General features: G+C 60.6%; 9 protein-coding genes and 2 pseudogenes. 8 read left to right on the plus strand and 3 right to left on the minus strand.

The window, feature by feature from the left end:
- From ACK4OE_RS23095 to ACK4OE_RS23130, 8 genes and pseudogenes are all read left to right on the plus strand, one after another.
- On the plus strand, window positions 1-1,131 hold a 1,131-nt coding region (locus ACK4OE_RS23095), incomplete at its 5' end, for an acyl-CoA dehydrogenase family protein (RefSeq protein ID WP_409888495.1).
- An 18-nt stretch (window positions 1,132-1,149) separates the two neighbouring features.
- Complete coding sequence (locus tag ACK4OE_RS23100; protein ID WP_409888497.1) at window positions 1,150-2,040, plus strand: 3-keto-5-aminohexanoate cleavage protein; 891 nt, start codon at window positions 1,150-1,152, stop codon at window positions 2,038-2,040.
- A 115-nt stretch (window positions 2,041-2,155) separates the two neighbouring features.
- Window positions 2,156-3,172: a hypothetical protein gene (locus tag ACK4OE_RS23105; protein WP_409888499.1), complete on the plus strand. Its 1,017-nt coding sequence runs from the start codon at window positions 2,156-2,158 to the stop codon at window positions 3,170-3,172.
- Window positions 3,173-3,190: 18 nt separating this feature from the next.
- On the plus strand, window positions 3,191-4,318 hold the full coding sequence (locus ACK4OE_RS23110) for an IPTL-CTERM sorting domain-containing protein (protein WP_409888501.1): 1,128 nt from the start codon (window positions 3,191-3,193) through the stop codon (window positions 4,316-4,318).
- 507 nt (window positions 4,319-4,825) lie between these two features.
- On the plus strand, window positions 4,826-7,366 hold the full coding sequence (locus ACK4OE_RS23115; RefSeq protein WP_409888503.1) for a midcut-by-XrtH protein: 2,541 nt from the start codon (window positions 4,826-4,828) through the stop codon (window positions 7,364-7,366).
- Window positions 7,367-7,655: 289 nt separating this feature from the next.
- Window positions 7,656-7,883, plus strand: a complete 228-nt coding sequence (locus ACK4OE_RS23120; protein ID WP_409888505.1) for a CopG family transcriptional regulator — start codon at window positions 7,656-7,658, stop codon at window positions 7,881-7,883.
- Between the two features lie 2 nt (window positions 7,884-7,885).
- A complete protein-coding gene (locus tag ACK4OE_RS23125; RefSeq protein ID WP_409888507.1) occupies window positions 7,886-8,290 on the plus strand; it encodes a type II toxin-antitoxin system VapC family toxin in 405 nt (134 codons plus the stop codon).
- 54 nt (window positions 8,291-8,344) lie between these two features.
- Window positions 8,345-8,667: pseudogene (locus ACK4OE_RS23130) on the plus strand (3-keto-5-aminohexanoate cleavage protein); the annotation flags it as partial.
- Between the two features lie 17 nt (window positions 8,668-8,684).
- Here ACK4OE_RS23130 and ACK4OE_RS23135 read toward each other — a convergent pair.
- The 3 genes and pseudogenes from ACK4OE_RS23135 to ACK4OE_RS23145 form a co-directional block, all read right to left on the minus strand.
- The gene (locus ACK4OE_RS23135) at window positions 8,685-10,463 is read right to left on the minus strand and encodes an ATP-dependent nuclease (RefSeq protein WP_409888509.1); all 1,779 of its coding nucleotides are present in this window, start codon (window positions 10,461-10,463) and stop codon (window positions 8,685-8,687) included.
- 63 nt (window positions 10,464-10,526) lie between these two features.
- Entirely contained in the window at window positions 10,527-12,701 is a 2,175-nt protein-coding gene (locus ACK4OE_RS23140; RefSeq protein WP_409888511.1) for a 3-hydroxyacyl-CoA dehydrogenase NAD-binding domain-containing protein, read from the minus strand.
- A gap of 183 nt (window positions 12,702-12,884) precedes the next feature.
- Window positions 12,885-13,051 (minus strand): annotated as a pseudogene (locus tag ACK4OE_RS23145) (acetyl-CoA C-acyltransferase); the annotation flags it as partial.

Genomic DNA, 13,051 nt, shown 5'->3' on the forward strand with positions numbered 1-13,051 from the left:
CCCCGCAGCCTGTACCGCCGCGCGGCCGACCTGGGCCTGCTGGGCCTGGGCTACCCCGAGCAGTACGGCGGCACGCCTGCCAGCTACGCCTTGCGCCTGCCACTGTGGCGCGCGCTCAGCCGCCACGGCGCCAGCGGCGGTGTGCTGGCCAGCCTGCTGTCGCACAACATTGGCCTGCCGCCCGTGTTGGCCCATGGCAGCGACGCTGTGCGTGCTGAGGTCATCCCGCCCGTGCTGGCGGGCGAGCAGATCGCCGCGCTGGCGATTACCGAGCCCGGTGGCGGGTCGGACGTGGCCCAGCTCAAGACCACCGCGCGGCGCGAGGGTGATGAGTACATCGTCAACGGCGAAAAGGTGTTCATCACCTCCGGCATGCGCGCGGACTGGATCACCGTGGCTGTGCGCACTGGCGACGCTGGCAGCAAGGGCAGTGGCGGCATCTCCATGCTTCTCATGCCCGGCCACAGCGCAGGCCTGTCGCGCAGCAAGCTCGACAAGATGGGCTGGCTCTGCTCCGACACCGCCCACCTGCGCTTCGACAATGTGCGCGTGCCCGCCCGCTACCTGCTTGGCGAAGAGGGCGCGGGCTTTCGCATCATCATGGCCAACTTCAACGGCGAGCGCTTTGGCTTGGCCGCATCGGCCCTGGGCTTTGCCGAGGCTTGTTACGACGAGGCCCTGGCCTGGGCCCGCCAGCGCAAGACCTTTGGCGCGGCGCTGGTCGAGCACCAGGTCATCCGCCACAAGCTGGTGGACATGCAGATGCGCATCCAGTCCACCGCCGCGTGGTGCGAGTCCGTGGCAGCGCAGGCCGACGCGGGCCGCGCGGGCGATGCTGCGGCGCCGGGCCGCCCCAAGCCGCAGCAGCCCCCTTGGGGGGCAGCGACCCATGCGCAGCAGGGGAGCGTGGGGGCAGACAGTGCTTGGGTGGCGCAGGTTTGCATGTTGAAAAACCACGCCACCCAAACCATGCAGTTCTGCGCCGACCAGGCCGTGCAGATTCTGGGCGGCATGGGCTTCATGCGCGGCACCGTCAGCGAGCGCATCTATCGCGAGGTCAAGGTCATGATGATCGGCGGCGGTGCGGAAGAAATCATGAAAGACCTGGCTGCACGTCAGCTGGGCATTTGAATGAAGGAGACAGACACCATGCACAGCACCGACCACGGCAACAAAGCCATCATCACCTGCGCCATCACCGGCGTGCTGACGGACCCCGGCCAGCACCACGTGCCCGTCACGCCCGGGCAACTGGCCCAAGAGGCCCGCCGTGCCTACGACGCAGGCGCCGCCGTGGTGCACGTGCACTTTCGCAACCAGGAGCCCGGCAAGGGCCACCTGCCCAGCTGGGACCCGCAGGTGGCGCGCGACTGCGTGCAAGCCATGCGCGAGGCCTGCCCGGGTTTGATCATCAACCAGACCACCGGCGTGGTGGGCCCTCACTACCAGGGCCCGCTCGACTGCCTGCGCGCCACCCACCCCGAGATGGCTGCGTGCAACGCCGGCTCGCTCAACTACCTGAAGGTGCGCAGCAACGGCACCTGGGCCTGGCCGCCCATGCTGTTCGACAACCAGCCCGCCAAGGTCAAGGACTTCATCGACGTGATGGTGGAGACCGGCACGCTGCCCGAATTCGAATGCTTTGACGTGGGCATGGTGCGCTGCGTGGAGATGTATGTGCAGACCGGCATGTACACCGAGCGCCTGCCCGAATACAACTTTGTGATGGGCGTCGAATCCGGCATGCCTGCCGACCCTGACCTGCTGCCCATCTTGCTCAAGCTCAAGATCAAAGACGCCCCCTGGCAAGCCACCGTCATCGGCCGCAGCGAGATCTGGCCCGTGCACCAGCGCGTGGCCGAGCTGGGCGGGCACCTGCGCACGGGGCTGGAGGACACGTTCTATCTGCCGGATGGGACCAAGGCGGATTCGAACGGGCCGTTGATTGAGCAGTTGGCGCAATACGCTCGCAATGCGGGGCGCGAGGTGGCGTCACCGCAGGAGGCGCGGGGGATGCTGGGGCTCCGCTCGTCTGCGTAAAAGACTGCCTCTTGTCGCTGGTATTTCCAGCTGTTGGGCCCTCTGGTACCTGCAATCACAGCGTTGGTCTGCGTTTCATCAGGTTAGGCTGCGGGTTTTCCTAACGGAGCAGCCCTTGGAGTTTGACGAAATCCTGCAGCAGTTCAGGGCTCTGGGGGGCATTGCAGACAACCTTGTCGTGCGCAATGGTGCGCGGGGCAGAGGGCTGTTTGCTGCCGATCCGGCTCGGCCAGTGCAGTTGCATGTGCCTACCCATTTGCTGGTATCGCCACGGTGGCTCGCGCTGGACGAGTCTCAAAACATCACCATAGCGCCTACTCACCGGTCGTCACTCCGCCCCGAGGTGGCGACGTTCTTTGAGCAGTATCAGCGCGTGTTTGGCTGGGGTCAAGGTGGCTTGCAGGCCATTTCGCAGCATCAGCACCAGCTGCAGGCCTTGCCACCCCGGCTCCAAAACTACCTCCGCATGCTGGGTGGCGCCGACGAACTTCTGCAGGCGCCCACGCCAACCTACTGCCTGCAAAAGTACTGTGCCAACCGCCAGATCCGCATTCAGTCGGCGTCGTGGTTGATGCCGATCGCCGAGATGATCAACCACGACGTGAACGGTCTGCCCTACGTGCTGGACCACGGCGTGCGGGTAAGCGGAGTGGTGCACGACGAGGTGCTTACCTGCTACCACCGCCATCTGGACGCTTTTCACCTCTTCATCAACTACCACTTCGTGGCGCCCGCCGACACGGTGCTGTCGTGCGAGGTGACCGTGCAGGTCCCAGGTGCCGGCACGTTCCATATTGCGCGGATGGACCAGCTGGTCGATGCGGCCGGAGAGGCTCGAACGCCACAGCTGACCCAAAAGGGTCCCATCACGCAGGTGAGCTTTGTGGAAATCGCCAATCGCAAGAAGCCATCGCAGCCCCGCCAGACCTTTACGCGGCTTCTGGCCACACGCCAGGTACCGGCATCTGTGGCCAACGCACTGTTCGATGGACTTGAGGAACACAATCGACAGGTATTGACCGGACTGATCCATGCATGCCAATCCACACCGGGTGCAATGGCCAGCAGTCTGGAGCAAATCGCCGCCCATCAACTGGCGGTTATGGCACGAGCCTCGCAGATTCCTCAATGAGGCCCCTATCGGAACCCGATGAATGTAAAAACCCAAAGTGACACATCCCTGATCATTCAGTCCTTCAATGCGGGCATGGTGTTCACGTCGTCGGCCGCTACGCACCCGCAGCCGACCATCCCTCGGTATGCAGACCACGCACTGGGCAAACTGGCAAGGGTGGCTTTTGCGCTCATGTTGATGCTGGCAGCACAGGCCTCGTTCGCCATGCAGATATTTGTGAAAACGCTGACTGGCAAGACCATCACGCTGGATGTAGAGCCCAGCGACTCCATCGACAACGTCAAACAGAAAATTCAGGACAAAGAGGGCATTTCCCCCGAAGCACAACGGCTGGTCTTTGCAGGCAAGGAGCTGGAAGACGGCAGAACCCTGTCGGACTACAACATCCAGAAGGAGAGCACGCTGCACCTGCTGATCCGGCTTGCGCAGGGCGTATGTGGCTCGGCGGCAGGCCAGGCCTTCAGCATCTTGCCCACGGCCAACCTGTGCACATCGAGCAATGCCTCGGCAGTGGCATCAGCCGCTGGTCAGTACAGCTGGACGTGCACTGGCACCAACACCGTGCCCGAGAGCTGTGCGGCCAACTGGGCCACCACGGCAGGTGCGGGGCAGGGCGCCGCTACATCCCCCACGCCTGCGGCCAACAACGATTGGGTGCTGGCCAGCGCGGGTTTTGCAGCAGCTTCTGCGCCATTGCCCGCAGGTGCAACGCTCCCGCTGGGCCTGACCCATCTGCAGCTGAGCAGCGGCGCTCCAGGCTCCACTGCCACGGTCACCGTCCACTACACCACAGCCATCCCCGCAGGCGCCGTGTACATGAAATACGGCAAAAGCCCGGCAGGTTACAACTGCACCGGGGCCGCGTGCGCCGTGGACCACTGGTACCAGATGCCCGCTGCACAGGCCGTGTTTGCGCCGAACCGCATGAGCGTGATGCTCACCATCCAGGACGGCGGAGTGGGGGACAACGACCTGGCGGCCAACGGCGCTATCGATGACCCCGGTGGCCCGGTGCTTCTGGCTGGCGGGCTCGCCACCCCCAGCATCCCCACGCTGTCCGAATGGAGCCTGATTGCTCTGTCGTGCCTGATCGCGTTTCTGGGAATGGGGCGGTTTCGTCGGCGGTATGGCTCAGGGTTTTAGTGTTTTTGGGCTCTGATGATTTATGGGTAAGCGCTGGCAGCTATTATTTGTATAGCAAATGAGCGTGGTGTTATCCGGTGCATTCGCCAGCGTGTGGCGAAGCGCCTGCGCAACCGTCGGGGCAAACAGGCGTCGCGAGCGCATACGTTCTCGGCGGCCCCGTCCGCGTGGGTTGATTTCTAGACGTTGTAAATTGATCGATCAGTGATCAATTTGCAAGGAACAAAGCTGCGTGATTGCCCCACGCGCTGATGCGGCGATAGACGGTTGATATTGCAGGCCACTGTGCTGAGCCAGCGGCGCGACAGCCTTAATGGAAGTTGGTTGTGGCTTGAATGCTTGCCGCCACGTCTCGCAGGTTAAAGTAGCCCTCTTCTCCGGTGACCTGGGATAGGTTCACCGCTACATGCCCACACGGGCTCCTCCCCCCCGCTCTCTTTCAACAACGAAGGAATATCGATGTTGCGCCTATCGTCCTGCGCCGGATTCTTCGTTTTCTCTCATGGCATGCGCATTGCCGCTCGGCGCCTTGCGGCCGCGGTGGCGCTGCTACAGGCCCTACCGGCGGTTCACGCGCAGACCATCACGGCAGGCGCTGTCACGCCCTCGGCGATACCGGTCGATCACCCGGGTGCCTTGCTGCTGCTGGCGTTGGCCATGGTGGGCTGCATGGGCTGGATGCTGCGCAAGAAGGGCATTATTTCCGCCACCACCCTGCGCAGTGCCGCGCTGGGCGCCATGGCGGTGCTGCTTGGAGCGCTGATGGTGTGGGGCGACGACGTGCAGGCCCAGTTGCAGGAACTGCAGGACGCCTTCAACCAGCCTGGCGGCCAAACGCTGAACATCCCGGTGCAAAGTACAGGCACCGCCCTCAATGGCAGCCCCGCAGGTTTCCTGCCGGTGGTCTTCACCAATCAGTCCGCGTCCAGCCTGCGTATTACCGACATCACGAAGCCCATCTGGAGCACCTGCTTCCCCCTGGGCATTCCATCACCCCTGCCCGTCACCCCGGCACGCCCGGGTACCACGTGTGCTGTGGGCGCCGTTCTGCCAACGGGTGGCGCCTGCTGGGTGGATGTGGCGGCGCTGTGCGCCAGTGCAGCAGCCGCCGTGCAAGGCACCCAACCCAGCAACCTGCAGGCTGACGCCGTGTCGGTCACCGCGGGCGCACAGGCCACCGGCAATGTGCTTGCCAACGATCAAGACCCAGACGGCCCCTTGGTGCTGGCCAGCTTTGTGTACCAGGGCACCAGGCACCTTGCTGGCGCATCTGCCACGGTGGCAGGGCACGGCACGCTGTCCATGCAGAGCAACGGGGCCTTCGTTTTTAACGCGGCCACTCCGTTCACTGGGGTCAGCCCGTTGGCGGTGACATACACCGTGCACGCCGGTGCATCCAGCACCCTCAGCATCACCGTCATACCTGCCGTACCGGTTAACCAGACACCCGTGGCCAACAATGATGTAGCGAACGTGAACGAAGGCGATTCGGTGACCGTCGTTGTGCGTGCCAATGACACAGATGCCGATGGCGACTCGCTCGTGGTTGCTGGCATCTCACAGGGCGCCAATGGCTCGGTGGTGATCGATGCGATCACGGGCAACCCGATCTACACCCCCAATGCGGGGTTTGTGGGCACAGACCAATTCACCTACTCCATCAATGATGGCCACGGCGGCACGGCAACCGCCACGGTGACGGTGACTGTGAACGCCTTGGGTAACCGACCGCCTGTTGCCGTGAACGACGCAGTCAGCGCCTTCACGAACACTGCGGTCATCATTTCCGTGTCCGCATTGCTGTCAAATGACACTGACCCGGACGGAGACGTTTTGAGCATCCTCTCGGTGCAGACGGCCGTGAATGGCTCCGTCAGCCTGGTGGGCGGCAACGTCGTATTTACGCCTGCCAATGGGTACGAAGGCTCAGCCAGCTTCAGCTACACCGTGCAGGACACTCTCGGTGCCACCAGCACCGCGTCAGTCGCTGTACAGGTGGCCTCGGCATCGGTGCCTTCGGTGGTGGTGTTGAAGTCTTTGCTGGCCATTGCAAAGGGCACGGGGGGTACCAGCGTCAGTTTCCCCATCACGACCGCTTTGGTGGATACGGATGGCTCCGAGACACTGTCCATCAGGGTGAGCGGTGTTCCCACGGGCGCTTCTTTCAATGCAGGCAACAATCTGGGTGGAGGCGTGTGGCAGATCGCCCCCGCAGATCTGCCCAATCTGGCGCTGAACCTGCCCGGCAGCTATACCAGCAGCGCAAGCACTCTGACGGTGCAGGTCATCTCAACAGAAAGCGCCAATGGCGTCACCGCCAGCGCATCGAGCACCGTCACGCTCAAGGCAGACTACACAACGGTCGACGTCACCACAACGGAAAGCGGAAACTACGTCGGGTTCTCCGTCAATGAACATATACAAGGCGGAAGCGGAAACAACATCATCGGCGCGAGTGGCGGAAACAACGTGGTTTTGGGCGGCGATGGTGATGATGTGATCTCCAGCAGTGGGGGCTCAAACATTCTCAACGGTGGCCCTGGAGATGACACCATCAGTGCAGGCAGCGGTACCGATGTACTTATAGGCGGCCCTGGCAACGACACGCTGAAAGGCGGCGAGGCGGGGGAAAGCTTCATAGACGTGTTTGTCTGGCACCTGGGCGACCAAGGCGCCGCTGGCGTGCCAGCTGTGGACACCATTCTCAACTTCTCTACCGCATCGGCAGGCTCTAACTTCAGTGGAGGCGATGTGCTGGATCTGCGCGACCTTCTACAAGGAGAGCGCGTAGGTGCGAACAATGGCGCAGGCAACCTGGCCGACTATCTGCATTTCGTCGTTTCAGGCGGGAGCACCATCATCCATATCAGCCACACCGGCGGTTTTGCCGGCGACTCGCATGCCATTGGTGCAGGCTACAGCAGCGCTGCAGAAACGCAGCGCATCATCCTGAACGGAGTTGATCTGCAGGCAACCTATGCGGGCGCTGTCACAGACCAGCAGATCATTACCCTGTTGCTCAACAACAGTAAGCTCATCGTGAACTGAGGACTGGCCGTTGGCAGGCCACCGTCATCGGTCGCAGCGAGATGTGAGCATCGGCAGTCATCGACTCTCGTCAGCAGATCGGCAACCTTGCAAACTGATCGCTCAACGATCAATTTGCGAGGCAAAAAGCCCGTGCGGACATAACAAGTTTTGAGTCAGATCCAATCTGTGCGCCCGATGGAAAAGCGCTGATAGCTATAAAAATAGGAGCAAATGCATCAGCGGGATTGATGGTGCGGGTTGGAAAAAATATACTTGCCCGTATAAGTGTTTGGCAAAGGAGTTCGTCATGTCCCAAATCACTCTTTACCTGGACGATGCCACCCAAGCCCTGGTCGAGCAGGCTGCACAGGCCAGTGGCGTATCCAAAAGTCGGTGGGTAGCGGACATCATCCGCAAGTACGCATCCCACGAATGGCCTCAAGACTGTTTGGACCTTGCGGGTCGGTTTGCTGACTTTCCCCTGCGTGAAGAGGGTGCAGTCCAACCCGCAGATGTGCCCCGGATCGGCTTCTGAGCATGCTGATTCTTGATAGCAACACCATCAGCTACTACATGCGCGGCGACCCGCAAGTGGTACCGCGCATGCAAGCCCTGCGGCCCGCAGACATTGGCGTGCCCGCTATCGTTGAGTACGAATTGAGATACGGCCTGCTGCGTTTGCCACCCGAAGCCGCTGCGCCACGGCTGGCCGCATTGAACAAGCTGCTGCAGCCCCTGCAAGTGCTGCCGTTTGACAGCGAATGCGCGGTGCATGCGGCGCGCATCCGTGCTGAGCTGGAGTCGGTGGGGATGCCCATTGGCCCGCACGACACACTGATCGCTGCAACGGCTTTGCGTCATCAGGCCACCTTGGTAACGCGCAACGTGCGGGAGTTTTCGCGGGTGCCGGGACTGCAGTGGGTGGATTGGCACTCCGGCTAGAGATTTCCCTTCGGAGCAGGCCAGGCTGGGTCTGAGGGCGTTCATCCATTCGAATACGACTTTGCTATGGGAGTCGAAGCCGGTCTGCCCGCCGACCCGGACCTGCTGCCCATCTTGCTCAGCTCAAGATCAAAGACTCCCCCTGGCAAGCCACCGTCATCGGCCGCAGCGAGATCTGGCCCGTGCACCAGCGGGTGGCCGAGCTGGGCGGGCATCTGCGCACGGGGCTGGAGGACACGTTCTATCTGCCGGATGGGACCAAGGCGGATTCGAACGGGCCGCTGATTGAGCAGCTGGCACGGTATGCGCGCAACGCAGGGCGGGAGGTGGCGTCACCGCAGGAGGCGCGGGGGATGTTGGGATTGAAGGCTGAGTAGTTCGCTGGCCCAATGTATTAATCTGGAGAAGGGCTTTGCCCGAAGACCTCAAGCATCTGCATGAGTTTTAAGAAGTCTGCCGGGATAGTAGATTGACGCATATAGCTCGCAATTGAGGCATCTGAAATACTCAATGCACAAAGCTCTTGTAATTTTTTATTTAATAAGCCAATTAATTCTTTTCCCGGCACTATTGCAATTCGCCTCTGTGGGTCTTTCCAGTCAGATTCAAAGTCTTTCGAAAACTGGGCTGTCACGGTGGCTTGATCAAGATTTGGGGTAATTCTCTTTGTAAACTCAGCGTATTGCTTTAGGCGTTGAGCGAAAACATCCAGGCGAATTGATTCTGCGCAATCTTCCAGCATCGCTCGAATATCAGGGATGGGTTGGAGCGGGCGTCCTGTGCGCCGCTCTCTTTCTTTCATTTTTGTCAAAATGGCTGATGAAATCAGTGATTCATTTAGGAGATAGTTTTCTATCTCTTTTCTTTCGTGAATGTGAACTTTGAATTCATTGGCTTGAAGTTCTTTTTCTATCTCTGCAATTTCACCGGCGCATCGATAGTCCCGATCAAGCACGACCGCCCTCAAAATTTTGCCCCCAACTGTCTTTTCAATTCCTGATGCTAAATCGACGGCGCGCCGAGGGTTGAAGCCTTCGATTTGAATCGTGGCAAAATCGGAGCGATTGGCTAGTCGCTGCATTCCTAGATTTCGTGCAATTGGAGACAGGATCTGAAAATCCAATCCCTCAACGAATACGGCTCTTTTAGTTTTTGCTAGTTGCGTTAGAGTGGGATTTAAATTTGAGCCAAGTGCTGAAAAAACACGTTTCAGTTGAGAGACATCTCTAACTCGACTAGCTGCACGGTTTTTCTTGCTGATGTTTAGAAGGCTCGTTGGTTCGCATTCGGCAATGATTTCGGTCGAATGTGTGGCCAATACGATATCTGGACCGAGCTCGCGCAGCAGTGATACAAGTTGACGCTGCAAATCAGAATGTAGATAAATATCTGGCTCATCAATGACAAGTATGCTTGCGTTTGATCCTTTGATGATAAATGAGAGCATTTGGCACCAGACCTGAAATCCGTACCCAGCCCAGCAGATCTCTCTTGGCAGTCTCTCCTCGGGGCAGAACATATAAAGTGATTTTCGGTCATCTCCTACCTCGGGCGGTAAGATGTCCATGCCAGGCCAAGTCGCTTGAATTAAGTCTCTGAATTTATCGAAATCTTCGGGATAGTGGTGCCAGATATTTCTAAAATTTCGAGATGCACCACTGGTTAATAGTGCAAGCCTTGCAGCCTCTTTGCCATATAGTGGTTCATTTTGTTCTACCGGCCCTAAAATTGGGACAAATGCAATATCCAAATCAAATGCTTCGCGAAATTGTTTTGGCGTTTTAATTGTCCCTGATTTTATTTCTGGCACCAATAGGCATTTTCCTGCTTCGGGGAAGTGTAGGATTAGTTGGTTCCCGTTTGAAAGAGTGAAGGTGACTGATGCGGGGTGGCTCTCGTCGTAATCGTGAAAAATATTCTCTGCGGCAACGGGTAGTCCTTCAAGGTTGATTTTGTAGCCGTAAGTCGCAATTCGATCTACTTCTATCCGCTCCGGGCTTTTTGATTTGGCTCGTCTCATGCCCTCGTGCAAAATTCTGAGGGCCCCAACTATTGTTGATTTTCCTGAATTGTTAGGGCCCACAAGAACATTAAATTCCTGTAGCTGTAAGGAAAAGCTCTTAAAGGCCTTGTAGTGAGAGAATTTGATTGAGATGATTCGAAGTGTTGCCATGTGCCCTCCTCTTTTTATCGATCATCGCAGATCTTTATTGTTTGTCTTCGAAATAAGGTCCTTTTAGCGGTACGAACTGCAGGCTGGGACAAACGCCTTTTGCGTGTTCTTGTCTACCTCGAACCCCGCTCCGTATCTCTCTGCCAACTCACCCGCTCTCCTCAAGAACGCTTCCACCCCAGTTCCATAGATGAACTGCATCGCCCCCCCCGTCCACGCCGGAAACCCAATCCCAAAAATCGACCCGATGTTCGCGTCATGCACGCTGGTCAACACGCCCTCGGCCAGGCAACGCGCGGTCTCGATGGCCTGGCGGTAGAGCAAACGATCCTGGATCTCTTGCACGCTCCACTCCACGCCAGGCTTCTCGAACAGCGGTTTCAGCTCCGGCCACAGGTGCTTCTTGGCGCCTGCGGGGTAGTCGTAAAAGCCGCCGCCACCTGCGCGGCCGGGGCGCTTCAGTTCCTTGACCATGCGCTCCACCAGCAACTCGCCGGGCGTGGCGGTGTAGGTCTTGCCTTCAGCAGCGTAGTCGGCGCGGGTCTGGTCCAGCACGTGCACGCTTAACGTCAGCGCGGTTTCGTCCAGCACGGCCAGCGGGCCCACGGGCAGGCCGGCCTGCAGGGCGGCGTTTTCAATCGCGGCGGCGGGGATGCCTTCGCCCAGCATGGCGGCGCCTTCCATCACATAGGTGCCAAAGGTGCGGCTGGTGTAGAAGCCGCGTGAGTCGTTGACCACGATGGGCACCTTGCCCAAGGCCTGCACGTAGTCGAAAGCGCGGGCTACGGTCTCGTCATCCGTCTGTTTGCCGCGGATGATTTCCACCAGCTTCATCTTGTCCACGGGGCTGAAGAAGTGGATGCCGACAAACTTCTCGGGCCGGCTGCTGGCCGTGGCCAGGCCGCTGATGGGCAGGGTGGAGGTGTTGCTGGCGAAGAAGCCGCCGGGTGCGAGTTGTGGCTCGGCCTCTTGCGTGACCTGGGCCTTGAGGTCGCGGCTCTCGAACACGGCTTCGATGATGAGATCGCAGCCCGCCAGGTCGGCCGCGCTGGCGGTGGGCGTGATGCGGGCCAGCAGCGCCTGCTGCGCCTCGGCCGTCATGCGGCCCTTGTCCACGCGGGCCTGGGTGAGCTTGGCGCTGTAGGCCTTGCCAGCCTCGGCTTTCTCCACACTCACGTCCTTGAGCACGGTGTCGATGCCCCGGCTCGCCTGTGCCCAGGCGATGCCTGCGCCCATCATGCCCGCGCCCAGGATGCCGACCTTTTGCGGCTTGTAGCGTGGGGTCGAGCCTGGGCGCGACTTGCCGCTCTTGATCGCGTTCATGTCGAAGAAGAACGTGTTGATCATGTTGCGCGCCACGGGGCCGGTCATCAGGCGGGCGAGGTAGCGGCTTTCGATGCGCAAGGCGGTGTCGTAGTCCACCATGGCGCCTTCGACCATGGCGGCGAGAGCTGCCTCGGGCGCGGGGTAGCGGCCGCGCGTGGTCTTCTTGAGCATGGCGGGCGCGACGGTGAGGGCGCCTGCAATCTTGGGGTTGGCGGGCGTGCCGCCGGGCATTTTGTAGTTCTTGTCGTCCCACGGCTGCACCGCGTGCGGGTGGGTGGCGATGTGGGCCAGGGCGGCGGGCAGCAGTTGCTCGCGCGTGGCGACCAGCTCGTGCACCAGTTGCAGCTCCAGCGCTTCGGCGGGGTTGAAGAGCTTGCCTTCGAGGATGTAAGGCTGCGCACCCATCAGGCCCAGCAGGCGCGTCATCTTGGTCACGCCGGTGGCGCCGGGCATCAGGCCCAGCGTGACCTCGGGCAGGCCGAACTGGATCTTGGGGTCGGCCACGGCAATGCGGTAGTGGGCGACCAGGGCCACCTCCCAGCCGCCGCCGAGCGCCGCGCCGTTGAGGCAGGCCACCACGGGGATGCCCAGCGTTTCGAGCGTGCGGAAGTGCTTCTTCATGCGCTCGATTTCGCCAAACGCGTTGGGCGCATCGGCGGGCGTGAGGCGCATGGTGGCCTTGAGGTCGGCACCGGCAAAGAAGCTGGTCTTGGCGGATGCCAGTACGATGCCCTTGAGAGCGGTGCCGAGGCGTTCGTGGTCGCCCAGCACCTGGGCCGTGACCTCGCCCAGCTCCTGCTGCCACTGGCGGCACATGGTGTTGACGGGGGAATTGGTTTCGTCAAAGGTGATGACGGCGACCTGGCCTTCAGTGCCCTGGGCGGGGATGAGCTCGTAGCGGATGGTTTGCATGCTGATGTCTCCGAATCTGTAATGCGGCATAGCGCAGCTATGGGGCGCGGCCTTAGATGAAGCGTGGCTGGGGCCAGCGGACGCCGTGGAACTGGCTTTGCCAGGCCAGTGGCGTCGTCCCCCTTCCCATCGCGCAGCGATGAGAGAAGGGGGAAGCGGCGCAGCCGCTCAGGGGGTTGTTCCTCATACGCGTTCAACGATGGTGGCAATGCCCATGCCGCCGCCCACACACAGCGTGGCCAGGCCATAGCGCTGGCCCCGGCGGTGCAGTTCGTCAATCAGGGTGCCGAGGATCATGGCGCCCGTGGCGCCCAGCGGGTGGCCCATGGCGATGGCGCCGCCGTTCACGT

The sequence above is a fragment of the Acidovorax sp. genome (genome assembly GCF_046314175.1).
In the GTDB taxonomy this organism is placed as follows: domain Bacteria; phylum Pseudomonadota; class Gammaproteobacteria; order Burkholderiales; family Burkholderiaceae_C; genus Acidovorax.

Coding starts and splice junctions, on each gene's coding strand:
- ACK4OE_RS23100 (WP_409888497.1), top strand. CDS start 1,150: ATGCACAGCACCGACCACGGCAACAAAGCCATCATCACCTGCGCCATC.
- ACK4OE_RS23110 (WP_409888501.1), top strand. CDS start 3,191: ATGAATGTAAAAACCCAAAGTGACACATCCCTGATCATTCAGTCCTTC.
- ACK4OE_RS23115 (WP_409888503.1), top strand. CDS start 4,826: ATGCGCATTGCCGCTCGGCGCCTTGCGGCCGCGGTGGCGCTGCTACAG.
- ACK4OE_RS23120 (WP_409888505.1), top strand. CDS start 7,656: ATGTCCCAAATCACTCTTTACCTGGACGATGCCACCCAAGCCCTGGTC.
- ACK4OE_RS23125 (WP_409888507.1), top strand. CDS start 7,886: ATGCTGATTCTTGATAGCAACACCATCAGCTACTACATGCGCGGCGAC.
- ACK4OE_RS23135 (WP_409888509.1), bottom strand. CDS start 10,463: ATGGCAACACTTCGAATCATCTCAATCAAATTCTCTCACTACAAGGCC.
- ACK4OE_RS23140 (WP_409888511.1), bottom strand. CDS start 12,701: ATGCAAACCATCCGCTACGAGCTCATCCCCGCCCAGGGCACTGAAGGC.